Genomic DNA, 23,342 nt, shown 5'->3' with positions numbered 1-23,342 from the left:
GACCGTCGCTGCGCCCTCGCGCGAGGTCTGGGCTCGCGCCTGGTTCGCCGCCGCCGGCATTGGCCTGGCGCCCTGGCTTGCCGGCGCCGGCGCCAGCCAGATCGCGGTTGCGGTCGTCGCCGCCTTCGCCGTCGCCGCTCTCATCGCCAATCTCGCCAAAAAGCAGATCGGCGGCTACACGGGCGACGTGCTCGGCGCCGCGCAGCAGCTCGCCGAGATCGCCATTCTGGCGGCGCTGTCCGCCGCGTGAGAGTCAGGCGGTTTCGGCAGGTTCGGCGCCTTCCAAATTCGCCGCTCCGGCAAAGCGCGTCCGAGCGGCGCGCACTTCGTCGACGGCCTCGAGCAGCGTTTCGATTCCGGCGCCAGGCTTGACGGCCTCGAGCGCCAGCCGTCGGCGGAACGACCGAGCGCCTGGCATCCCAGCGAAAAGTCCCAGAAGATGGCGCGTTATGGCGGCAAGGCGTTCGCCGCTCGCCAACTGTCGCTCGACATAGGGAAGAAAGGCGTCGACGGCCTCGAAGAGGTCTGCCGCCGGCGCGGGCTCTCCGAACAAGCACGGATCGACTTCAAGCAGCAACGTGGGATCGTGATAGGCCGCGCGTCCGATCATCACGCCATCGACGAATTGCAGCTGCTCCTGCATCTCAGCCATCCGCGTCAGGCCGCCATTGATGGCGATGGGAACGTCGGGCAGGGCGTGTTTGAGACGGTGCACCAGCGGATAGTCGAGCGGCGGAACGTCTCTGTTTTCCTTCGGCGAGAGGCCCTTAAGCCAGGCCTTTCGCGCATGCACGAACAGAGCGTCGGCGCCGCTTTCGACGCAGGCTTCCGCAAGCGCGAACAGCGCATGTTCTTCCTGATCGTCGACGCCGATGCGGCATTTCACCGTAACAGGAATTGCGACGGCGTCCTTCATCGCCTTGACGCAGTCGCCGACGAGCGCAGGCTCGCGCATGAGACAGGCGCCGAACGCGCCGTTCTGCACGCGATCCGATGGGCAACCGACGTTGAGATTGACCTCCGCGTAGCCGAATTTCTCGACGATAACCGCCGACTTCGCCAGCGCAGCCGGCTCGGCGCCGCCGAGCTGCATGGCGACGGGCTGCTCAAACGGATCGAACGCCATCAGCCGCGCCCGATCGCCATGGATCACCGCGCCCGTCGTGAGCATTTCGGTGTACAGGCGCGCGCGGCGCGACAAGAGACGATGGAAGTATCGGCAGTGCCGATCCGTCCAATCCATCATCGGCGCCACGGAGAATCTAATATCTTGATTTGTAATCAACGGCATAGTTTGCGTCGTGTGCATTCCGTTCTACGCCTCGATACGACAGTTTTCGCTACTTTTCGACTACTCTTTCTCCGCCGCCGCGACGCGCAGGAATGAGGGCGCTGGATATTGAGCGCAGGATTGATCGCGAGATGGCGGATTGGTCGATCAGAAGCCGCCAGCCTGAGCTTTGTCGCCGACGCCCTGGGCGTTATTAGCTCGGTGAGCTGGATCGCGAGCGCCTCGTTCAATTTGGTCGGATCGGGCGAAAGAACGGGCGAGCGCGGACACGCGAAAATCCTATTAACTTAGCTTGGCGTCGCCCATAGGGTTGCGGGCCTTCTCCTCCTTCGCCATATCGGGCGAAGGAGGAGAGGACATGGAACCACCCAATCGGCCTTGTGAGCCCGCCTTGCGGCTGCACGCGCTCGACAGCGAAGATCTTTCGCTCCTCTCGGCGCATCTGCAGGACGCCTTGGTGCGCGTGGGCGACATCGCCTTTCTGGCCGACAAGCGCCGGTTCGCCCTGGTTGGGTCGCGTTTCGACTGGGCCGCTGAACTTGAAGGCCGGCTGGAGCGCTGCCGCTGCGGCCTCCATTTCGAGGGCGTGCAGCGGGTGCGTTGCCAGCGTGTCTGCCGCGACCACCCCGACGCTATCCTCGAACTTCTGGCGGTCACCTTCGAGCCCGACCCCGAGCCGCCGTCGGGAGTCATCCGGCTCTTTTTCGCCGGGGGCGCGTCGATCGCGCTCGACGTCGAATGCGTCGAGGCGCAACTTTGCGACGTAGGTCCGCGCTGGAAGGTCGCCGCCCGGCCGAACCATGATTTCAGCGGCGAACTTGACGAGCACGCTCCCCGAGGGCCATGACAGCCGGACTTCCCGGCTGGAGAGGATCATGACCCTGCGTTTGGACGCCGCGGCGCCCGATTTCGAACAGCGTTTTGCGTCGCTGCTCGCCATGAAGCGTGAGGCGTCGCAGGATGTCGACGATACGGTCCGCGGCATCATCGAGGACGTCGTCGCCCGAGGCGACGCGGCGCTTGTCGACTATTCCAAGCGCTTCGACCGCATCGACCTTGAGGCGACCGGCATCGCCGTCTCCCGCGAGGAGGTCGCGGCGGCGGAAGCCAAATGTTCCGCCGAGCAGCTCGCGGCGCTCGATCTGGCGCTCGAGCGCATCACCGCCTTCCACGAGCGGCAGAAGCCGCAGAATTTACGCTTTCGGGACGCCGCCGGCGTCGAACTCGGCTGGCGTTGGAGCCCGCTCGACTCGGTGGGCCTCTACGTGCCGGGCGGCACCGCCGCCTATCCGTCTTCCGTGCTGATGAATGTCGTGCCGGCGAAGGTCGCCGGCGTGAAGCGCATCGTCATGGTCGTCCCGACGCCTGGCGGCCATGTCGAGCCGCTGGTGCTCGCCGCCGCCAAGCGTTCCGGCATCGACGAGATCTATCGCGTCGGCGGCGCGCAGGCCGTGGCGGCGCTGGCCTATGGCACGAAGACGATTGCGCCCGTCGTCAAGATCGTCGGGCCGGGCAACGCCTGGGTGGCGGCGGCGAAACGCCGCGTGTTCGGCCAGGTCGGCATCGACATGATCGCCGGCCCTTCTGAAGTGCTGATCCTCGCCGACGCGACCGCCAATCCCGACTGGATCGCGGCCGATTTGCTTGCACAGGCCGAGCATGACGAATCCGCGCAGTCGATTCTCATCACCGACGACGCGGCGCTGGCCGACGCGGTCGTCGCCGCCGTTGAACGGCATCTCTCGACGCTTTCGCGCAAGGAAATCGCCGGCGCCTCCTGGCGCGATTATGGCGCGACGATCGTCGTGAAGACGCTGTCGGACGCGCTTCCGCTCGCCGACCGCATCGCCGCCGAACATCTCGAGATTATCAGCGAAGACGCCGAGGATCTCGCCGCGCGCGTATCCAACGCCGGCGCCATCTTCATCGGCGCCTATACGCCGGAAGCCGTCGGCGATTATGTCGGCGGCTCGAACCATGTGCTGCCGACGGCGCGCTCGGCGCGCTTCTCGTCGGGTCTGAGCGTGCTCGACTTCGTCAAGCGCACGTCGATCCTGAAATGCGACGCGGACTCGCTGCGCGCTATCGGCGCCGCCGCGGTGACGCTTGGCGAGGCCGAAGGCTTGCAGGCCCATGCACGTTCGGTGTCGATCCGCCTCAATCAGCTCGAGGCGTGAGGGTGGACTCAAACGAGTCGAAGCGGCTGATCTCCGTCACGCTCGACGAAAACTCGATCGGTCGCGGCTCGGCGGATCAGGAGCATGAGCGCGCCATCGCGATCTACGATCTTATCGAGGAAAACAGTTTCGCGCTGATTGGCCATGACGGTGGACCCTATGCGCTGCTGATCTCGCTCGTCGACGCGAAACTCGTTTTTAAGATTTGCGACGCGGAGGGCGTCTGCCTCGTCACGCACATTCTCTCGCTGACGCCGTTCAGACGCATTCTCAAAGATTATTTCATGATCTGCGAAAGCTATTACGCGGCGATCCGGCATGCGACCCCAAGCAGGATCGAGGCGATCGACATGGGGCGCCGCGGCCTCCATAACGAAGGCGCGCAGCTTCTCCTCGAACGCTTGAAAGGCAAGATCGACACGGATCAGGATACGGCGCGTCGCATCTTCACGCTGATCACGGCGCTGCACTGGAAGGGCTGAGCGCCGCGCTCGGTCGCCAATGATGAGAGCGCTCCGCGGCGCAGCGCTCGGCGCTGTCACATTGTCGTCATGGAATAATCGGCATGGGCAAAAGTAATTCGGATCATTTCGCCGAGCTGAGGCTGTCGATGGAAGCGGAAGGGGGCGAGCTGCTCCGCGCTTTCGTTCGCGAAGCGTCGCTGGTCGAAGGGGTTCCGCCAATGACCGCGAGCCTGATCGCCGCCGACGTCGCGCAAATATGGCAGATCCTTTGCGGGTCGCGCACGAACGCCGAGCGCGCGGCGGTTCTTCTGTCCTCTTCCAAAGGCGAGGCGCGCGCGCGGATTCTGCTCAACGGCCATTCCCGGTTTTCCGCCGTCGTTGGTTCGCTCAGCGCGCAGGTTCGGCGAGATGCGGGACTATCCTACCGGGAACGCGGCGTCGACGGATGGGAGATCACGATCCATCGCGGTTTCGACCCGTCCCGCGAAGCGGCGGAACATAACGAAGAGCCAATCGCCGAAGCCGCAGAGGCGACGGAAACGGTGCGGATCGACGTGCCTCAGCAGAGCGACTCGGCGGCGATCGCGCGTTGTTTCCTGGCGGTTTACGGACACAATTACGTTCACCCGGAAGTCTTCTCCCCGCATCGCTATTGGCGGAAGGTCCAAAGCGGAGAGCTCATTCCGGTCGTGACCCGCGATGCGCGCGGCGAGGTCGTCGGGCATGTCGCGCTCGAGCGCGAGCCCGGCGCGGCGATCGCCGAACGCGGCGAAGCTGTCGTGCTTCCGTCTTACCGGGGACGTCATCTCCTCGAGCGGATGACCGAGCGGCTAACTGACGAAGCCACGAAACTCGGGCTCGTCGGGATCTACGCCGAGCCGGTTACGACTCATACATTTTCACAGCGCAACGACGAGCGGGCCGGCATGCCGACATGCGCGATCCTGCTCGGCGCGGCGCCCGAGTCGCTGCATTCCAAAGACTTGCCTGTGCCCACGGCCGGACAGCGCCAGAGTTTTCTGCTGACGTTCCGCTTCCTGGCGAGCGCGCGGGCATGCGAGATCGTCGCGCCTCCGGCGTATCGCGACGTCATGACGACGACATACGCCCGTCTCGGCGTCGGCGTTTCTCTACGCGAGAGCGGAACGCCAACAGAGACTCGGTCAATGACGAGCGTCATGGTCAACCCCTGGGGCTATGGCAGGATTCGCTTCGAGATGATCGGATCGAACGCCAATATCGAATTGAGCCAGGCGATGAGCGACGTCAGCGGCCTCGGCGCGCGCGCCGTGCAGCTTTCCGCGCATGTCGACGACCCGGGCCTGCCGCTCCTGGTTGAGAGCGCGCGCCACCAGGGATTTTTCTATTGCGGGCTGGCGCCGGCCTTCTCCGAAGGCCGAGATCTGCTGCTGATGCAGCATGTAAGCGAGCCGCTCGACATCAATGAACTGCAACTGTTCACGGAGCAGACGAAGGAGCTTGCGGCGTTCATTGAACGAGACCGGCAGTCGACGCAGAGCCAGCGATGAGGTCGCGTGAGCAACGTGGCGCGCCCCCAATCCATTCTCTTCGCCTGCACGCTGAACACTGTGCGATCGCCGATGGCGGAGGCGATCGCACGGTATTATTTCGGCCGCGAAACCTATTTCGCTTCCGCTGGTCTGAAGCGCGGGGCTCCTGACCCTTTCGCCATAGCGGCGATGGATGAGATCGGCGTCGACATTTCAGCTCATAAGCCGCACACGTTCGAGGATCTCGAAGATTCGAATTTCGATCTGATCGTGACGCTGTCGCCCGAGGCGCATCACAAGGCGCTGGAGTTTACGCGCACGATGGCCGTCGACGTCGTCTACTGGCCGACGCCCGACGCGACCGCCGCGCAGGGCTCGCGCGAGGCCATTCTCGACGCCTATCGCGACGTGCGCGAGCGGCTGACGGGGCGGATCAAGGATCTGCTCGGACACGGACCGCCGCTGAGCGAGTGATTACGTGTCTGGTGGCTTCCGCCATGTCATTCCCGACGCGCGAAGCGCGATCGAGAATCCAGCGTTGCGACGCAGAGAGGATTTGCTCTGAATTCCCGGTCAGGCCTTTGGCCTGCCGAGAATGACAACCAGTTGCATATAGAAAAAACTTAAAGAGACTTCCTCATCTGCGCGCAGAAGCGCTGCGCAAGGGCGATCAGCGCGTGGTCCGAACCGCGTCGGCCGATGAAAGAGAGTGCAACCGGCGCATCGCTGGTTGGAAGGGGAATGCTGATTTGCGGAAGGCCAAAGAAGCTCGCGATGAGAAACAGGCGCATCATCTGATAGCGCTTGGCGTCGAGCGTCTCTTCGCTCTCGGTTAGGAGCGGCGCGCGAAACGGCGTCGTCGGCGATACGAGGAAGCCTTGCGAACCGAGGAGCGCGTCGATTTTCTTGAGCGCCTCCTCGCGGAAGCTTTCGGCGGCTTTCTTTTGGTCGGCCGTGACCTTCGCCGCATAGGCGAAACGCTCTTCGACGCCCTTGCCGAAGGCGGGGCTGTTCGCCGTGATCCAGGCGCCATCCGACGCCCAGGCCTCGAAGGCCTGCATGTTTCGGAAATGGCCGAGCGCGGTCTTAAAGAAGTCGTCGCCGAGGGTCGCTTCGCGCCAAGGGCCGAACGCCTTCAGCGCGTCGACGGGATCCGCCGCCGCCGACGCGAAATCCATTCCGACTCCCGAGAAGGCGTCGGTGAGCAGCACGGCTTCTTTGAACTCGGCGTTCTCCGCCTTTAGCGGCAACAAAGCCTCGCCGACAGAGGCCATGACGCTGATGTCGCGGGCGAACCAGCCGATGGCGTCGAAGGACGGCGCAAGCGGAATGATTCCATCCATCGCAACCGCGCCATGCGACGCGCGGAAGCCAAAAACCCCGCAGAACGCCGCCGGCGCGCGGCAGGAGCCGGCGGTGTCGGTGCCGATGGCGAAATTGACGAGGCCGGCGGCGACAGCGACCGCCGAGCCTGAAGACGAGCCGCCGGGGTGGCGATTTCGCGCGGCCGGATTGATCGGCGTGCCGTAATGCGGGTTGGCGCCGAGCAGGCTATAGGCCATCTCGTCCATTTGCGTCTTGCCGACGAGCCGCGCGCCGGCATCGAGCAATCGATCGACGACAGGCGCATCGCGCTCGGCAGGGGCGTGGGTCGCCGCCCATTTCGGATGGCCGTTGGTCGAGACATTTCCCGCGACGTCGATGTTCTCCTTGACGACGAAGCTCGCGCCGGACAGGCGTCCCGGCGTTTCCGTGCTCCGGTTGAGAACGACGGACAGCGCGCCGAGATCGTCCTTCATCGCGGCATCCTTCCTTCCAGCGGGTCTAGCGTAGGCGGGCGCGGCGAGCATGAAAATAGCGCCATAGGAGCGCGACTATACTGAAGAATGTGGCGAGACAAAATGCAGACGCCGCGGGGAGACGGCTGTTGCGCCATTCGCAGGCTTACGCCAGATTGTCGCTGCGGCGCGCGACCATTGGAGACGCAACATGGATGAGTTCGGCGGGGGCTTTATACGCAACGTCATGATTGGCTTTGCGCTGGCTTTGGCCTTTTCCATCATCTACGTCTGGTACACGCGATAGGCGAACCGGCGAGCGCTTGGGGACGGTCGTGCGGCGTCAGAATATCGACGGCTTGGCGATCATCAGCCATATGATCGTCATAACGGCGCCGAACGCCGGAAAGCCGAAAGCGAACCACCACCAGAAAAATCGATGGTAGATCTGCGGAAGCGGCTGGTTCGCCGCTACCGCGGCTTGCGCGATATCGCGGATGCGCATCTGCATCCACACGACTGGCAGCCAGAAGGCGCCGGTCAAAAGATACAGCGCGATTGAAAGCGCGATCCAGCCTTCGGTAAGCGAATAGCCGGCCAGCCAGGTGAGCGCGACGCCGGTGACGGGCTGCACCACCACGGCGGAAGCGGTAAAGACGAAGTCCGCGATTACAACAATACGCGCGACCCCGGCAATGACCGGCGCCGAGCGGGAGAAATGCGCCATCAGCATAAAAAATGCGATTCCGGCGCCAGTGCCAAGCAAAACTGCCGCGCCGATGATGTGAATGTATTTAAGGAGGAGATAAATCACCGGTCGTCGACGATCGCCAGAGAAACGACGTTCAGCACCATCACCGACCAGATTTTCAACATGGGCCCCAGCGGGTCCCGCCAGAGTCGCGGCACGAGGATGGTTCCGAGGATGAGGTAAACGAAGGATAGGACGAGCGCGGCGACGAGCGCAATCTTCGATGTGCGGCGGAAAGCGATGGCGACGCCGATGATAAGATCGGATGTGGCGCCCGCTATCACGGCCAGCGGCACGATTGGGCCCGAAAGTCCGCCCTCGTACAAAAGCCCGAGCCCGATGTCCCATCCCGGCCCGAAAGAAACCAGCGCGGTCGAAATCCAGAACAGCGCCGTAACGGCGAAAATGAGCGGCTTGAGCGCATAGACGCGCGCAAACCACTTTTCGCGCACGTCGGCGGGCTCGGCCATAAGCGCCGCTTCAAGAGCTTGCGGCGTGATGCCCGTCATGTTCGTCCATGGCGCGGGATCGCCGATGGCGCCGCGGACCATTTCCTGTTTTGCGATGCTGCGGATCGGCGTGCGCCAGCCCAGCCAGGCGAGGAAATCTCCGAGGCGATACATTCCGTCGATCAGCCAGTCGGGGAAGTCGACGAGCTGGGCGGGGCGCCATCCGAGCCATTTGCGATAGATCGCGACGACCTCGTTGAAGGTCAGGCGTCGCGGTCCGACGATCTCCAGCTCCACACGGGCGGGGGCGCGCGGCTCCAGGAAAAAAACCGCGGTCGCCACGACGTCATCGAGTTGGACGATCTGCAGTTCTCCCGCATCCTCGAAGCGTGGAAGCATCGGCAACGCCGCCAGCCCGCGAAACAACGCGCTTCCGCCGTAAGCGCGGCGCCCGACGACGACCGAGGGACGAAGGATGACCCAATCGAGAGCCGTTGCTTTTAGGGCGGCGTCGCCCTCCGCCTTGCTCCTGGAGAATTCGCTCGGCGTCTGCCGGTCGACCCCGACGGCGGAGAAGTGAACGACGCGCTTGACGCCAGCCTGTTCGCAGGCGGCGAACAGCGTCGCCGGGCCTTTGTGATGCGCCGCGTCCGTGGAATCGGACCCGCTTCCGCCTAGAACGCCGGCGCAATTGATGACCGCATCGACGCCTTCAAGATGCGAAAGCCATTGTTGTGGCGAGTCTACAGCTCTCAAATCGAGCGACACCCATTGCGCCTGAGAAAATTGCCGTCGGACATTGGCGCGTCGCGAAACGGCGACCACCGAATGTCCGGCTGAGAGGAGCTTGGCCAGGATGCTCGACCCGATGAGGCCCGTCGCGCCAAGGAGAAGAATCTTCATGGGGGCTGGCCTCGACTATTGCGTGGACGATCTTGCGGCGAGCGGAACGAAGCGGCCGTGATTTGCGCGCAAGCCGCGCAAGAGTTCTTCCATATACGGCAAAACCGCGAACAGCAGCGCTGCGACAACAGCGCCTATGATATAGGCCAACGGCAGTGGATTGGCTTTAAACGCGATATCAAAGCGCGGCGCTTCATCTCCGAGTCCAAAAAGGGCCAGGAACTGCGGCCAGCGCCTGGCCGAGATCATCAGCACGGCCGTCAGCGGCATCAGTTCGAGATAGCTGTGAACGTGCTGCTCAATGGGGGTGATTTTACGCAACGTAACCGCATAGCTCAAATCCCAAAGCGTCGTCGCCTCGTGAACGAAAAACATCACGATCATAAAGGCGATCACGAGCGCGTTGACTTCCAGCAAGAGGACCGCGAGAAAAGGGCCGCCGGCTTCAGCAAAGAGCAGCAGATGAATGGCCGATTCCTTTGCGCCGGCGGTTGTTTCGATGTTGGTGGCGCGGTGACACAGCCAATCGGCGAAACCCGCCATCAGCCAGACAGGGACGACAAAATACATCAGCAAGAGTAATGTCGGATCCTGATCCATCCTCATCCGCTCTCAAGGCTTGTATTCCTGCAGCGGCGCGAAAGCGGGGCCATTGAGCGCTTCGCCGTCCGGCGCGAATTGAGATCCATGACAGGGGCAGTCCCAGCATCGCTCGAAGGCGTTCCAATGCACGAGACAGCCAAGATGAGAGCAGACAGCTGAACGCAGGAAGAGTTTCCCGTCTTCATTGCGGAAGGCGGCGACCTTGCTCAAGCCGCTGCGAACGATCGCGCCTTCGCCGGGCTTCAACTGATCCCATGAATCGATCTCGCCGGGCGTGACATATTCGGCGAAGTTTTTGGGCGTAGCGAGATTCTCGCTCAAATATTCGCCGATCGCGCTGATTGGCTTGCGCGCCGGGTCATAGGTCTCGGTCCAGCGATTTGCGCCAGTCAGGATCAGGTCCTTGATGATCAATCCGGCGAGCGCGCCATGGGTAATGCCTTGCCCTGAATCGCCCGTCGCGACGAAAAGGCGTTCGCTTCCGGGATCGCGGCCAATGAAGGCGACGCCGTCGACAGGTTCGAGCACCTGGCCGGACCAGCGGCGCAGCTCTTTGCCCAGTGGCGGCAACAGCCGGCGCATCCAATCCTCAAGCGCCACAAAGCGGCGATCTGCGTCATTCGCTTCGCCCGAGCGATGATCCTCGCCCCCCACGATCAATATGTCGAGGCCGTCTTCGCCGGGCTGCAGTCGCACATAATGATAAGGATCGAGCGTGTCCCAATAGAGAGCGTCGGGAAGCGCGCCCGAGGGCAATTCGAACGCCATGGCGTAGGTGCGGTAAGGCGCCTGCTTCGTATGAATGGCGAAGCGATCGCTGATCGGCGCGTTCGTGGCGACGACGGCGTAATTGGCGATCACAGCCCGGCCGTCAGAGGTCGCCACGCGAACCCCGCCATCTTCGTCCTCGACGGCAACTACCGCCGTGTTTGCGTAGAAATGGCCGCCAGCCTTGGCGATTGCCCGCGCAAGACCATGCAAATATTTGAGCGGATGCACGCGCGCTTGGTTGGGATAGCGAAGCGCCGGCGCGTTTTCATGACCGACAAAAGGCGCGCCCGTCTGCTTGATGACCGGCAGTCCTGCCTTTTTCGCCGCGTTGAATTCGCGCTCGAGCGATGCTGCGTCTTCTTCCTTCGCCGCAAAGAGATAGCCGTCGACCCGCCGAAAGTCGCAGTCGATACTTAGTGTTTGTTGCAGGCTCTCGATGCGATCAATGGCGGCTTGCTGGCTTTCGCGCCAGGCGCTTGCGATGTCTTCGCCGCGCAACCGGATAAGCTCGTCAAATCCGTCGTCGCTTCCCGAAGCGAGATGCGCAGTAGTGCGCGCCGTCATTCCCTTGCCGATCGGTCCGCGATCGAGAATAACAACCTTTTTGCCTGCGCTGGCGAGTTCATACGCGACGGACATCCCCGCGATGCCGGAGCCAATAACGACAACGTCGGCGCGTTCGTCATTGAGAAGAGCGCCGGCGTTCTCGACGACCGGCTGGTCCGTCCAATAGGACCGACTTCTTTCGAAAGCGACATTCATCGGATATTCGACGCTCTGCAATTGGTGTGAACGGCGGCTGCAGACTAAAACGAACGCGCAGGCTCAGTGTTCCCTCCCGCCCTTGGTCGCCGGGAAAGGGCATCCGACTTAACAGCCAAGAAGACGCGCAGCCTTCCCTCTAACGCACCATCCGATAAATCACGCCGAATAAGGTGGCGTTGACCGTCGCCAACATAAAGACGATCAGTAACGTCTCAGCTACTCGACTATGCCGCGGCGACATTGACGCCTCACGCACAGATTACAAAAGCGGCAAGTTAGTTAGAGCGGCCGCGTGAAGCGACAATGCAAAATGCGCTCCTTATTTTCGAATGGCGCCGTCCACGGCCCCAAGCAATGGGGCGGTGCGGCGCATTTCGATCGGGTTGAAGGGCGTTTCTGGACCGGTCTGCGGCGGCGTGGGACGAGACCCTGTCCTGCGACCGTCTCCTATGGGAACGGCGAGGCGGGTTCTCGCGTCCGTTCTTCATGGTCGGGAAGGATGATTCAGCGCGCTGAGCCCTCAAGACGAACCGTGATGTTTCTGCATCACCGTTGAGAAAAAAGCCGATAGGTAATTAAGTCTTATTCAATCGACTTGACTTAAAAAGCAAACTCAAACCCTACTGCTTGCGACGGTTCCCAACGGGATCAATAGAGAATGCGGTGAGCGCATCGTCGCGCAATTCCGCTGCTGCCCCCGCAACTGTGAGCGGCGAGTCAAAGGCCGATTAGCCACTGGAGCAAATGTTCCGGGAAGGCGGCCTTTGAGCGAGGACCCGCGAGCCAGGAGACCTGCCGTCATTCGTGGTCACGCGCGAAAGCGTCGGGCGGGGTGCACCGATGCGGGTGAAGCCTATCTTGGCGCTTTGCGCGCTTAGATGGGCGTGGCCCGTCGCAGTGACGGTCGAACGTTGCTGCGAGCTTTGCAATGGCAGTTCATTTAGCCCTGGTCCGCCTTGCTTCGATACTCGCGGCGCTTTCTCCGTTAGCTGCGCTGGCTCAGACCGCGCTCCCCACAATACAAGTCGGCGCGCATCGTGCCGCCCCCGCGGCGCGTTCCCATGTGTCCGCGCCAGGACGACCCGTCCATGCGTCGCCGCAAGCGCCGCGCGTTTCGCCGGTTGTCGCCGCAGTCGGCGAGCCCGGACCCAAACCGCCGCCACTCACAGCTTCAAGCGAGAAGTTCTTCACGGGCAAGGAGGTCAACGCGCTTCCCTTCGCGCGCCCCGGCGATGCGCTGGAGATCGTGCCGGGACTGGTCGTCACGCAGCACAGCGGCGAAGGCAAGGCGAACCAGTATTTTCTGCGCGGCTTCAATCTCGACCACGGCACCGATCTGGCGCTCTATCTCGACGGCATGCCGCTGAATTTGCGCACCCATGGCCATGCCCAGGGCTATGCGGACAGTAATTTCCTGATTCCCGAACTTCTGTCTTACGTGCTGGCCCACAAGGGTCCTTATGACGCCCAAGACGGCGACTTTTCGTCGGCCGGCTCGATTTACATGCAGTACAAAGACACGATCGACAAAGGCTTCTTTCAGGTCACCGGGGGCAGCTTCGGCTACGCCAGGGCTCTCGCCGTCGCTCCTTACCGAGATTTCGCTGGCGGCTCCGCCTATGGCGCGGCCGAGGCGCAATATTACAACGGACCCTGGGAGCGCGGCGACAATATGCGCCGCATCAATAGCGTGTTGCGCTGGTCGCGCGGCACGCAGGAAGACGGCGCCTCTGTCACCTTCATGGGCTACGCCAACAAATGGTACTCAACGGATCAAATTCCGCTTCGCGCCGTCAACTCCGGGCTGTTGTCGCTGTGGGGCACGATGGACCCAAGCGATGGCGGCGCGACCTCGCGCTTCTCGCTCTCGTCGCGCTGGAGTCAGACTGAAGGCAATCACGCCACGCGCGTCGAGGGCTATGTCGTGCGCTCGACATTGGACCTCTACAGCAATTACACCTATTTCCTCGCGCATCAGAATTTGGGCGATCAGATTCGACAGTTCGACTATCGCACGATCGTCGGCGTCAACGCTCAGCATGCGATCAAATGGGCCGACGTTAATGGCGCGCCAGTTGAGACGCGCATCGGCTTCCAGGGCCGCTACGACGACATTCGTCTTGGATTGCAGGAGAGCGTCCGTCGGCAGCTGTATGACACGCTCAGCAACAATGCTGTCGGCGAAGGGAGCATAGGCCTCTGGACCGACACGGCTGTGCGCTGGACGCCCTGGCTGAAGACCGTCGCCGGCGCGCGCTTCGACTATTACAACGCCGCCGTCAGCTCCCGTCAGACGCTATTGGATGCGCCGAAACTCGTGACGAGCGCCGGGCTGCCGGCGTTCCTTCTCGCGGGTCCGTTCAATCAGGGCGTCAAGAACGCCGCGCTGTTCAGCCCCAAGGTCTCGATCATCGTCGGCCCCTTCTACAAAACCGAATTCTACGCCAATTACGGCGAAGGCTTCCACTCGACCGACGCACGCGGTGCGGTGCTGCGATTCTCCACATCCGAACTTGCGGACAATGACGGCTTCGTTCAGGCGGCTTCAATTCCGCTGCTGGTGAAATCACGCGGCGCCGAGATTGGCGCCCGCGCCAAATTCATCGAAGGGCTCGATTCCAGCATCAGCCTGTTCTGGCTCAATCTCGAATCGGAGAACCAGTTTGTCGGCGATAGCGGCACGACGATCTTCGGTCGCCCCAGTCGCAGATATGGCCTCGAATTCGCCAACAAATACGCCCCGAATTCCTGGATCAGATTTGACGGCGACGTGGCGCTTGTGCAGGCGCGCTACCGCGGCGTCGACGTTGCGCAGACCTTGGCGTGGCTCGATTTAATCACGCCTGACGCGGCGCCTTATGGGACATTCCTCGGCAATGCGCCCGGCAACTATTTACCGAACGCCATAGCGGTGACGGCGATGGGCGGATTGGAGCTCGGCGAGGCGACCGGATGGTTTGGCGCACTGAAATATCGCTACTTCGGCGCCAGGGCGCTCACCGAGGATGGCTATTTCAATTCCCCAGCCACCGGCACGTTGAACGCGCGACTGGGCTATCGATGGAGCGACGGCTGGCGGCTGCAGGTCGACGCCTTCAACATTTTCAACTCGCGCTCCGACCAAATCACGTTCGCCTATGGCTCGCTCTTGCCGAGCGACCCTCTTTACGCGCAATGCGTCGCTGGCGTCGCGCCCGCCCAGGTTTGCGGCGTCGGCGTCATGGACCGCCATCTCAAGCCGCTCGAGCCTGCGGCCGTGCGCGTGACATTTGCCGGGCCGCTCAATTTCGACGCTTCGCTCGTCGGCGCGTTTGATCGCGCGGCGCTTTTCTCGCCGCTGCCGAACTGATCCGCCCGAATGGTCGGAGTGGCGGGATTCGAACCCACGACCCCTTGTCCCCCAGACAAGTGCGCTAACCGGGCTGCGCTACACTCCGACTGGCGCCCTTATAGTGAGGCGGCGCGGCGCTGGCAACGCCTGGACCGCTATCGCTTGGTCAGTCTGAGCAGGCGTTTGCATTCCTCGATCTCGGCCAGAACCTCGCGCAGGATGCGCGTTTGCGGCGCGGCAAGAGAGCGCGGTTCGCTGTGGGCCGAAGGCGGCGCAAACGGCTCGTCAACTTCGACGATCGGAGCCGCGTCCTGGGCCTCGATTCCCGCAAGATTTGGATTTTGCGCGCGCAGAGCGGCGAGGCCATCGGCCGAGAGGGCGGCGTCCGTCTCGTCTTCATCTCGCGCTGGCCCGCCCGGACGGAACGGGGAGGCGCTCGCGGGCAGGTCCCCTTGGCGGCGCCCCGCGCCGGCAAGGACCGCCTCCACCCCGTCTTCCTTGAGGATGCGCTGCACGCCCTTGATCGTATAGCCTTCGTCGTAGAGCAGGCGGCGTATCGCGATCACGAGCTCGATGTCGCGCTCCCGGTAGAAGCGCCGCCCGCCTGCGCGCTTAAGAGGATTGATCTGCTTGAAACGGGTTTCCCAGAAGCGCAGCACATGCGCGGGAAGGTCGAGGCTCGCCGCGACCTCGCCGATCGTGCGCATCGCTTCATCGCTCTTGCCCGACACCTGATCCCTCGACTCAAGCCGCGCTATTCTAACACCCGCAGCGGCGCAGTTTTCAGCCAAATTGGCCCGACGTGCCGGAGACGGCCCCGGGGTGTGGACAAGCGAGGGCCGCATCCCTTAACTGGCGCCGACATCCGCCTCCAAACCTCGGCGTCTCATGGAAGATTGGCTGCACTTCCCCCAACCGGTCCCGGCGATCAGGCACCATGCGACTGAGGCGAACGCCCTGGCGGTGCGCAACTGGCTGTGGCTCGTCGCGGGGCTGGTCTTTCTGATGGTCATCGTTGGCGGCGCGACCCGGTTGACCGAATCGGGCCTCTCCATCGTGCAATGGAAGCCCGTCACCGGCGTGATGCCGCCGCTGTCGCAGCAGGAGTGGCAGGAGGCGTTCGAGGAATACAAGCAGATTCCGCAATATAGGGAATTATTCCCGGACATGGACGTCGCCGGGTTCAAATACATTTACGCCTGGGAATGGGCGCATCGTCTTCTCGGACGGGTGATCGGCGTCGTTTTCGCCGTCCCGCTCATATGGTTTTGGGCGACCGGCCGCCTGCCGCGTTCGGCGAAGCCGAAGCTTGTCGGCATTCTCGCGCTCGGGGCGCTCCAGGGCGGCGTCGGCTGGTGGATGGTTGCATCCGGCCTCGTCAACCGCATCGAGGTGGCGCAGGAGCGCCTCGCGATCCATTTGCTGCTCGCCGCGCTGATCTTCTCCGCATGTTTATGGGTGGCCGGCGGCCTCGGGCCGCGCGCCGTCTCTCTCGTGCACGAGGGGGCAGGCCGGCTGAAAGCGGTCGCGCTGACGATCCTCGCTTTTGTGTTTCTGCAGATTTTTGTCGGCGGCCTCGTCGCTGGATTGCGGGCGGGCCTCGTCAACAACACTTGGCCGCTGATGGACGGCGCCTTCATTCCTCCGGCCGACGTTTTGTGGCGACTGGAGCCTTTCTGGACCAATCTCGTCGACAATCCGGTCACCGTCCAATTCTTCCATCGCATGGTCGCCTATCTGATCTTCGCTCTGGCGCTCGGGCATCTTCTGGACGCGTGGATGAACGCGGAAGGACGCGCGCGCCGCGGCGCAGCGATTTTGTTCGGCCATGTGCTCATGCAGATCGCGCTTGGCGTTGCGACGTTGGTGCTCGTCGAGCCGCCCTTCGCCGGCGGCCCGCATCTCGCGCTGGCGCTCGCGCATCAGGCGATCGGCATGGCGGTGTTGGCGGTCGCGACGCTACAGGCGCGACGTCTTGTGCAAGACGTGATCTCGAACTGAGGCTGCTGGCGTGCAGAATATTGCGATCCTCAATCTTCCCGGGCCTGAATTTCTCAATGTCTTCGGACTCGTCGTCATTCTCGTGCTGGCGGCTGCCTATGTCTGCATTCGCTTGGCGGATCGCACCGATCGCCGCCCGCCGCCGCCCGTGCCGCAGAACCCGGATGCGATGGAAGTCGCCTTCCTGCAAGGCGGGGTCAATCAGGTCATCCGAACGCTGATCTATGACCTTGCGCAGCGCGGCTTCGTCGTCCTCGCCGCGGAGGATCACGTCATTCCCACAGAGAAGCAGCCGGAGCCGGGCGAACTCAACGCCCTGGAGACGCGTCTGCTCGAAGCCGTGCAGGCGAAGCCGAAGGCGCATGCGCTGTTCGAAGATCGGAACTTGCGGCGCTGGCTGCTGGAGCAGCTCGCGCCGCTGCGCGCCAAGCTCGCCGCGGAGGATCTGATCAAGCCCAAGTCCGTGAAGATCTGGCGTCGGCGCGTGCAGATCGGCGGAACGCTGATCATCGTCGGCCTGGCGCTTGCGAAAATCTATGTGGAATGGACAACTGGCGCCGTGAATGTCGCCTATCTGGTGTTTCTCGCGGTTGCGTCGGTCGCGTCGCTTTTCGCGCTCGCCTATGTGCTAACGAGAACCCATGCCAGCCGTCGCGGCCACGCCTATCTCGACGCGATGCGGCTTGCCTATGGCGGCCGTCTGAAGGAGGCGGTCGGTCACATCGGATCGCCCGGACCCGAAGCGCGCGCGTTCCACGGCGCCGCTCTGTTTCTCATCGGCCTTTATGGATTCGCGCCGCTCAAGGGCACGACGGAGGCGATGTTCGCCGAAGCCTTCAGTCGCGGCTCGGGAAGCGATGGCTCCGATTGCGGAACAAGCTGCGGCGGCAGTTGCGGCGACGGCGGAGCGAGCGATTGTGGCGCTCGCGATTGACGCGCCGGCACTCGGGTCCGGACTCGGCTATCGCCCGCAATGTCGCGCCGATCTCTTCGCCCATCGGGATGATGTCGATTTCATCGAGATCATCGCCGATCATTATCTGGGCGCATCAAAAGAAAAGCTCGCTGAACTCGAGCTTTTAAGGGCGCATTTTCCGCTCGTCGCGCATGGTCTCGATCTCTCCATCGGAAGCGCCGACGGCGTCGACTCTTGCTATCTTGATAAAATCGCCGCGCTGATCGAACGCATCGATCCGCCCTGGTGGAGCGAACATCTTTGCTTCACGCGCGCGGGCGGAATCAGCATCGGCCATCTGGCGTCGCTGCCCTATACGCAGGAAGCCGTCGACGTCGTCGCGCGCAATGTCGAAGTTGTGCGCAGGCGCATCAAGACGCCGTTGATCTTGGAAAACATCACTTGCGTGGTGCGCATTCCAGGCGGCGAAATGGACGAAGCTGAATTTTTGTGGCGCACGCTCGAAGCGACGGGATGCGGTTGGCTGTGCGACGTCGCCAACATGCATGTGAATGCGACGAATTTCGGCGTCGATCTCGAACGCGACTTCGAGCGCTGGCCATGGGACAGGCTCGTGCAAATCCACTACGCCGGCGGACGCCAGCGCGACGGCCTGCTGATCGACAGCCATGACGCTGCGACGAGCGATGCGGTTTGGCGGCTCTATGATCGCGTTGTCGCCCGTGCGCCGGTCAAGGCCGTCATTCTCGAGCGCGACGAAAAGATCCCGCCGTTCGGCGAACTCATCGATGAAGTGGCGCGCGCGAGACGAACGCTCGTGGAGAACGGGCGATGGCGTTAGCGCAGACGCAGGCGCTGCTCGCGCGGCTGTTCACCGACGATGATCTGCGGCGGGAGTTCTTTGAAGCGCCGATCGCCGTCGCGTCGCGCTTTGGGCTGAGCATGCATGACACGCAGCGCCTCGCCGGAATAGACAGGCGCGAAATCGAAGCCTTTGCGCAGAGCCTCATCGGCAAACGCGCGCTTTATGCGCGTAGAGCGCTGCCGCTCACGGCGCGCGCGTTGGGCGATCGATTCGATGCGCTTTTCCGCCAGGCGATCCGCGGCGCTGCGCGAGATGCAACAAATTGCTCGGACGCTGCGGCGCTGACGGCGTTTCTCGATAGGCGTGTCGCAAAGTGCGGATCGGAGCCGCCCTGGGTCGCCGACCTCGCGCGTTTCGAATTGGCCTTTATCGATGCCGGGCGTTCCGGCGCGATTCTTTTCTTCCGAGCGTTTGATTTCAATGTTGCATCGATCGCCCAGGCTCTCGCCAGGGGCGAAGAGATTAGCGCGGTGCGCCGAAAAACATTTGGCGTTTGGGCGCGCCTGCCACGAGGCCGGCTGCGCTGGCGGCTATTTCGCCCTTAAGCCCTGCGCAAGACTTCCGGCATTTCGACGTGGCGCCGCTCGGCGACGACATCAACCATGCGCTCGGCGCCGCGATCCCGCGCTTCCTGATTTTGCGCCTTGGCGAAGTCTTCGCTCGCCTCCTTGAACTGCGCTTCGGCCTCTTCGAGTTGCCCGCGCAGTTCAGTTATCGACGCAACGATATTGTCGCGTCGCGTGCGCGCCGCCCGTGCATAGGTCGGATAAGCGAAATGATTGGGATCGTCGATGTTGGCGCGCCGCTCTTCCTGACCAATTTCACGGTCGAGCTCATTCGCCATGCGCGTGAATTCGCCGATCATTGCGTTCAATTGGATGACGCGCCGACGTTTTTCCTCGGCCTGGAACCGTTTGAGACGGACAAGCGTATCCCGCGACTTCATGCGACAAGCTCCATTACGCAACTTATGCGAAACAAATTCTTAACTCCGCGAGACAAGCTTAATATGCCCTGCGGAAGTTGCTCTTTTGTTACCGGGCTTGAATTTTTTGCGGCCAAGGCCGCTGCCTTCTCAGATCGCCCTATCTCAAGCGAGGGGCGCGCTTTGGAGGCGCAAGCTATGCGAAATCTCACTGCAATCGTTGCGAGCGTGGCGATCAGCCTCGCGGCGTCAACCGCCCTTGCAGAGGCCCCGGGCTTCGTCTTTTCGCAAGACAAACTCGACTGGCAGGCAGGTCCGCCGGAACTGCCGCGCGGCGCTGAAGTGGCGATGCTGTTCGGCAATCCGATGCAAGGCGGACCCTATATCCTGCGCATGCGGGCGCCGAAGGGATATAAAATCGGGCCGCATAAACACAGCGGAATCGAAACCATGACTGTCTTGACGGGCGCTGTCCGCTACGGTCAGGGAAATCTGCCCGAGCCAAACGCCGAGAAAACGTTATCCGCTGGAGGCTTCGCAGCGACGCCCGCGGAAACTGGCCATTGGGTCAGCTTCGAAGACGACACGGTGATACAAGTCACCGGCGTCGGCCCCTGGAACATCACCTATCTTGATCCGCGCGACGATCCTCGCGCGCCTCAGCGCTAAGGCTAGGCGGGCTCCTTGGCGCGCGTCGTCGACGCCGCGGCGCCGCCATAGCGGCGATAGACGAAGTCCGGCGCTGTGACGTGCGATTCGATTTCGGCGTAAGCGGCGAAGCGCGCATGGTCCGGCGACAGATGGCAGGCGGGGTCCGTCGCCGCGGCGTCACCGGCGATCGCGAACGCCTGACAGCGGCAGCCGCCGAAATCGATTTCACGGCGCTCGCAAGAACGGCAGGGCTCCTTCATCCAGTCCGTGCCGCGGAAGGCGTTGAAGGCCGCGCCATGTCGCCAGATGTCGCCGAGCGGCCTCTCGCGCACATTGTCGAAGGCCAATCCCGGCAAGGTCTGCGCCGCGTGGCAGGGCAGGGCCTTGCCGGATGGCGTCACAGCCATGATTGATCGGCCCCAGCCGCCGGTGCAGGCCTTCGGCCGCGTCGCGTAATGATCGTGAATGACGAAATCGAAATTGAGCACGCCGGCGAGACGCTTCTTCGCGGCGTCGACGATGCCGACGGTTTCCATGAAGGTTTCGCGCGTCGGGATGAGCGCGGCGCGGTTCACCTGCGCCCAGGCGTAATATTGAATATGCGCGATCTCAATGCGCTGCGCGTCGACCTCGACGGCGAAGTCGATGATCTGCGGCAGATGCGCGATGTTCTGCCGGTGCATCGGCGCATTGATCGTCAACCCCATGCCGAATTCGCGCGTCCATCGCGCGACGTCGCGCTTCTTGGCGACGCCGCCCTGATAGCCCGAGATTCGGTCGGCGCTCTCAGGAACGACATCCTGGATGGAGACCTGCACATGATCGAGGCCGATCTCGGCGAGACGCTGCAACCGCTCGCGCGTCAGCAGAACGGCGGAGGTGACGAGATTGGTGTAGAGTCCCGCGTCGACCGCGTATGCGAGTATCTCTTCAAGATCACGTCGCACCGTCGGTTCGCCGCCGGAAAGATGCAGCTGCAGCGCGCCGATCGACGCCGCCTGACGGAAGGTCTCGCCCCATTCACGAGCGGTCAGCTCCGCGTTCGAGCGCTCGAGGTCCAGTGGATTGGAGCAATAGGGACATTGCAGCGGACAGCGATGGGTGAGCTCGGCGAGCAGCCCCGCAGGTCCGCCCGCGAATGGCGAAATAGATGTGGCGAAGGCGGAAGGCGGCGGCGCCGCCAATTCGTCGGTCCCGTCGCGCAGCAGCCGCTTGTCGGCGAGCCCCTGCAGCAGCGCCGTGACGTCGCGCGTGATAACGTCCAGCGGCGCGGAATATTGCTGTGCGAGCCGCTCGCAAAGATCGGCGAGGCGCGTTGCGCCGTCGATCGCGCGCAGCACGATGAGACCAATCGGATCGAGTTCATAGGCGCGCTCGGGCGCCAGAATAACCGTTCGAGACCGCGCACGATCTTCGTGCAGCCGGGCGTAGCGCGTGAAGGCCGGGCGCGAGTCCGGGCCGATCACGAACCGCGCGGCCTGCGCCTCAGACATTTGCTTCTCCTGGCCGCCATGCGCCGGGCGGGATCAGCCCAGGCGTGACGTAGGCGTGATGTAATGCGTCCAGCTGCGCCCACAAGACGTCGCATTTGAACCGCACGGCGCCGACGCAGGCTTCCTGTTCGGCGCGCGTCCTGGCGTTATCGAGCACATAGCCGAGCGCAAACTCGGAATCGCGCGGCGCCTGCGTCAGCCGGCGTTTGAAATAGGCCATCACCTGGTCGTCGACGAAATCGTAATTTTCCAGCATTCCGACGATGCGTTCGCGATGGATCGACGGCGCGAAGAGTTCGGTCAGCGAAGACGCGACCGCAACGACGAGCGGCTGCTCGACGACAAAGCGCACATAGGCTTCGACGGCGAATTTTGTCGCAGGCAGAGCGCCGCGCCGAGAGGTCACGTAATCGCGCGAGAAGCCGAGCGCGTCCGTCAGCACGAGCCAGCGCTCGATGCCGCCGCCTTCTTCGCCGAGGCCGTCATGATCATGAATGCGATGTATCCACTCGCGGCGCAGTTCGCGATCATGGACGCGACTCATAAAGGCGGCGTCCTTGCGCGGCACCGCCTCCTGGTAGCAGTAGCGGTTCAGCGCCCAGGCGGCGACCTGCTCCTTCTTGAGCTTGCCGCCGTGCAGCAGCTTATGAAACTCATGCTTGTCGTGATAGCGCTCGGCGCCGACGGCGCGAATGGAGGCTTCGAATTCGTCGCGGGCGAGGGGCGCGGCGCCGCGCCAGTCAATGGCTACGATCTCGTTCACAGATTAACCTCCATGCCATCCTCGCCGATTTCCCAGCCGGCCGCTTGAGCGGTCGCATATTCATCCGAGAACTCGTTCAGTAGAGGGTTCGAATTGTTGATGTGCACGTAGATTTTGCGCTTCACGCCGAGCGGCTTGAATGCGGCGATGGAGCCGTCGGCGCCGCCGACATTGATATGGCCCATGCGCGAACCGGTCTTGCCGAGCAGGCCTTGCTCGATCATCTCGTTTTCGTGGAAAAGCGTGCCGTCGAAGAACACCAGCTTGGCGCCGCGAAGCCGCTCAGTGAGGTTCGCGTCAACCTTGGCGCATCCCGGAATGTAAAAGAATGAGTCGCCAGTCGCGGTTTCGATGATCTCGAGGCCCAGCGTATCGCCGGCGCTCGTTCCGAAATTCGGCGCATTGGCGTTTTCGAGATAGAGCGCGATCTTGCCCGGAACGGGAAAGGCGCGGATCGCGAGCCCAAGATCAATGCCCGCTCCGGTGACAGGCGCCGCCTTCTCTGTGTGCAGCTCAATGCGGGGCACGAGCTGCGTCTGCAGGATCGTGAAAATCGGATTGGCGCCGAGCGCGTCGAGAACGCGTCCCGCGGCGTAGAGGCTGAACGGCTGGGCTTCTCGCATGTTGAGAAGACCCGCGACATGGTCCACGTCGCCATTTGTCAGCGCCACCGCCTTGATCGGGCTCGCGCGCAGACCGTCATCGGGGCTGGGAGCAAGCTGGGGCGCGGCGGCGATTTGCTCGCGCAGATCGGGTGAGGCGTTGAGCAGCAGCCAGTCGGCGCCATTGACGCTCACCGCCAATGAGGACTGTGTGCGCGGCAAAAAGCCGGGCGCGCCGGCGCGGACAGCCCGGCAATTGGCGCAGTTGCAATTCCATTGCGGGAAGCCGCCGCCGGCGCCCGACCCCAAGATCTTGATCCGCATTGGCATTT

Annotated in this window: 23 protein-coding genes, 1 tRNA gene and 1 riboswitch; of the genes, 12 read left to right on the top strand and 12 right to left on the bottom strand. The window is 63.0% G+C overall.

The genetic code is table 11. From position 1 onward, the window contains the following. On the top strand, window positions 1–250 hold a 250-nt coding region (locus NEI07_RS13220), incomplete at its 5' end, for an adenosylcobinamide-GDP ribazoletransferase (protein ID WP_256035136.1). Window positions 251–253: 3 nt separating this feature from the next. Here NEI07_RS13220 and dusA read toward each other — a convergent pair. Next, window positions 254–1,291, bottom strand: a complete 1,038-nt coding sequence (gene dusA, locus NEI07_RS13215) for a tRNA dihydrouridine(20/20a) synthase DusA (RefSeq protein WP_256035135.1) — start codon at window positions 1,289–1,291, stop codon at window positions 254–256. Between the two features lie 358 nt (window positions 1,292–1,649). On the opposite strand from dusA, the gene NEI07_RS13210 reads away from it, so the two are divergent. The 5 genes from NEI07_RS13210 to NEI07_RS13190 all read left to right on the top strand — a co-directional run bounded on the left by NEI07_RS13210 (window position 1,650) and on the right by NEI07_RS13190 (window position 5,917). Continuing rightward, window positions 1,650–2,138, top strand: a complete 489-nt coding sequence (locus NEI07_RS13210; protein ID WP_256035134.1) for a DUF2948 family protein — start codon at window positions 1,650–1,652, stop codon at window positions 2,136–2,138. 28 nt (window positions 2,139–2,166) lie between these two features. Continuing rightward, the gene (hisD, locus tag NEI07_RS13205) at window positions 2,167–3,468 is read left to right on the top strand and encodes a histidinol dehydrogenase (RefSeq protein WP_256035133.1); all 1,302 of its coding nucleotides are present in this window, start codon (window positions 2,167–2,169) and stop codon (window positions 3,466–3,468) included. A 2-nt stretch (window positions 3,469–3,470) separates the two neighbouring features. Continuing rightward, window positions 3,471–3,950, top strand: coding sequence for a UPF0262 family protein (locus NEI07_RS13200; protein ID WP_256035131.1), 480 nt, complete (start codon window positions 3,471–3,473; stop codon window positions 3,948–3,950). Between the two features lie 83 nt (window positions 3,951–4,033). Beyond that, window positions 4,034–5,461 carry a GNAT family N-acetyltransferase gene (locus NEI07_RS13195; RefSeq protein ID WP_256035123.1) on the top strand — a complete coding sequence of 476 codons (1,428 nt, stop codon included), beginning with the start codon at window positions 4,034–4,036 and terminating at the stop codon, window positions 5,459–5,461. A gap of 6 nt (window positions 5,462–5,467) precedes the next feature. Next, window positions 5,468–5,917: an arsenate-mycothiol transferase ArsC gene (locus tag NEI07_RS13190; RefSeq protein WP_256035122.1), complete on the top strand. Its 450-nt coding sequence runs from the start codon at window positions 5,468–5,470 to the stop codon at window positions 5,915–5,917. 149 nt (window positions 5,918–6,066) lie between these two features. Here NEI07_RS13190 and NEI07_RS13185 read toward each other — a convergent pair whose 3' ends face one another. The 5 genes from NEI07_RS13185 to NEI07_RS13165 form a co-directional block, all read right to left on the bottom strand. Then, window positions 6,067–7,242, bottom strand: a complete 1,176-nt coding sequence (locus NEI07_RS13185; RefSeq protein WP_256035121.1) for an amidase — start codon at window positions 7,240–7,242, stop codon at window positions 6,067–6,069. Between the two features lie 322 nt (window positions 7,243–7,564). After that, window positions 7,565–8,035 carry a DUF2269 family protein gene (locus NEI07_RS13180; protein WP_256035118.1) on the bottom strand — a complete coding sequence of 157 codons (471 nt, stop codon included), beginning with the start codon at window positions 8,033–8,035 and terminating at the stop codon, window positions 7,565–7,567. After that, window positions 8,032–9,324 carry an SDR family oxidoreductase gene (locus NEI07_RS13175; protein WP_256035116.1) on the bottom strand — a complete coding sequence of 431 codons (1,293 nt, stop codon included), beginning with the start codon at window positions 9,322–9,324 and terminating at the stop codon, window positions 8,032–8,034. The genes NEI07_RS13180 and NEI07_RS13175 overlap by 4 nt, the downstream gene beginning before the upstream one ends. Before the next feature lie 15 nt (window positions 9,325–9,339). Then, window positions 9,340–9,930: a diguanylate cyclase gene (locus tag NEI07_RS13170; RefSeq protein WP_328516983.1), complete on the bottom strand. Its 591-nt coding sequence runs from the start codon at window positions 9,928–9,930 to the stop codon at window positions 9,340–9,342. Window positions 9,931–9,936: 6 nt separating this feature from the next. Further along, window positions 9,937–11,460 (bottom strand): FAD-dependent oxidoreductase, encoded by a 1,524-nt coding sequence (locus NEI07_RS13165; RefSeq protein WP_256035114.1) that lies wholly within the window; start codon window positions 11,458–11,460, stop codon window positions 9,937–9,939. A gap of 619 nt (window positions 11,461–12,079) precedes the next feature. Next, window positions 12,080–12,277: riboswitch (cobalamin riboswitch) on the top strand. Window positions 12,278–12,391: 114 nt separating this feature from the next. Here NEI07_RS13165 and NEI07_RS13160 point away from each other — a divergent pair. Beyond that, window positions 12,392–14,812, top strand: coding sequence for a TonB-dependent receptor (locus NEI07_RS13160; protein ID WP_256035113.1), 2,421 nt, complete (start codon window positions 12,392–12,394; stop codon window positions 14,810–14,812). Between the two features lie 10 nt (window positions 14,813–14,822). Here NEI07_RS13160 and NEI07_RS13155 read toward each other — a convergent pair. After that, window positions 14,823–14,900: transfer RNA gene (locus tag NEI07_RS13155), tRNA-Pro, on the bottom strand. Window positions 14,901–14,949: 49 nt separating this feature from the next. Beyond that, on the bottom strand, window positions 14,950–15,525 hold the full coding sequence (locus tag NEI07_RS13150; protein WP_256035112.1) for a MerR family transcriptional regulator: 576 nt from the start codon (window positions 15,523–15,525) through the stop codon (window positions 14,950–14,952). Window positions 15,526–15,682: 157 nt separating this feature from the next. Between NEI07_RS13150 and NEI07_RS13145 the strand changes: the two genes are divergently transcribed. From NEI07_RS13145 to NEI07_RS13130, 4 genes are read left to right on the top strand one after another with little or no spacing between them, the layout of a single operon-like run. Continuing rightward, on the top strand, window positions 15,683–16,795 hold the full coding sequence (locus tag NEI07_RS13145) for a COX15/CtaA family protein (protein WP_256035111.1): 1,113 nt from the start codon (window positions 15,683–15,685) through the stop codon (window positions 16,793–16,795). A gap of 10 nt (window positions 16,796–16,805) precedes the next feature. Further along, window positions 16,806–17,729 (top strand): TIGR04222 domain-containing membrane protein, encoded by a 924-nt coding sequence (locus NEI07_RS13140; RefSeq protein WP_256035110.1) that lies wholly within the window; start codon window positions 16,806–16,808, stop codon window positions 17,727–17,729. After that, window positions 17,713–18,552, top strand: coding sequence for a DUF692 domain-containing protein (locus tag NEI07_RS13135; RefSeq protein WP_256035109.1), 840 nt, complete (start codon window positions 17,713–17,715; stop codon window positions 18,550–18,552). The genes NEI07_RS13140 and NEI07_RS13135 overlap by 17 nt, the downstream gene beginning before the upstream one ends. Next, window positions 18,543–19,121: a hypothetical protein gene (locus tag NEI07_RS13130; RefSeq protein WP_256035107.1), complete on the top strand. Its 579-nt coding sequence runs from the start codon at window positions 18,543–18,545 to the stop codon at window positions 19,119–19,121. Before NEI07_RS13135 ends, NEI07_RS13130 begins: the two co-directional genes overlap by 10 nt. On the opposite strand, the gene NEI07_RS13125 is transcribed toward NEI07_RS13130, so the two are convergent. Next, window positions 19,118–19,522 (bottom strand): flagellar export protein FliJ, encoded by a 405-nt coding sequence (locus tag NEI07_RS13125; RefSeq protein ID WP_256035105.1) that lies wholly within the window; start codon window positions 19,520–19,522, stop codon window positions 19,118–19,120. The genes NEI07_RS13130 and NEI07_RS13125 overlap by 4 nt on opposite strands. A gap of 177 nt (window positions 19,523–19,699) precedes the next feature. Between NEI07_RS13125 and NEI07_RS13120 the strand changes: the two genes are divergently transcribed. Continuing rightward, window positions 19,700–20,170 (top strand): cupin domain-containing protein, encoded by a 471-nt coding sequence (locus tag NEI07_RS13120; protein WP_256035103.1) that lies wholly within the window; start codon window positions 19,700–19,702, stop codon window positions 20,168–20,170. A gap of 2 nt (window positions 20,171–20,172) precedes the next feature. Here the strand turns inward: NEI07_RS13120 and pqqE are convergent, their stop codons facing one another. From pqqE to pqqB, 3 genes are read right to left on the bottom strand one after another with little or no spacing between them, the layout of a single operon-like run. Then, complete coding sequence (pqqE, locus tag NEI07_RS13115) at window positions 20,173–21,645, bottom strand: pyrroloquinoline quinone biosynthesis protein PqqE (protein ID WP_256035101.1); 1,473 nt, start codon at window positions 21,643–21,645, stop codon at window positions 20,173–20,175. Beyond that, window positions 21,638–22,408: a pyrroloquinoline-quinone synthase PqqC gene (gene pqqC / locus NEI07_RS13110; RefSeq protein WP_256035098.1), complete on the bottom strand. Its 771-nt coding sequence runs from the start codon at window positions 22,406–22,408 to the stop codon at window positions 21,638–21,640. The genes pqqE and pqqC overlap by 8 nt, the downstream gene beginning before the upstream one ends. Next, complete coding sequence (gene pqqB / locus NEI07_RS13105; protein WP_256035096.1) at window positions 22,405–23,334, bottom strand: pyrroloquinoline quinone biosynthesis protein PqqB; 930 nt, start codon at window positions 23,332–23,334, stop codon at window positions 22,405–22,407. Before pqqB ends, pqqC begins: the two co-directional genes overlap by 4 nt. Between the last annotated feature and the right edge of the window lie 8 nt (window positions 23,335–23,342).

Source organism: Methylocystis suflitae (assembly GCF_024448135.1).
Taxonomy (GTDB): Bacteria; Pseudomonadota; Alphaproteobacteria; order Rhizobiales; family Beijerinckiaceae; genus Methylocystis; species Methylocystis suflitae.
This window is presented reverse-complemented; position numbering and strand designations above follow the sequence as displayed.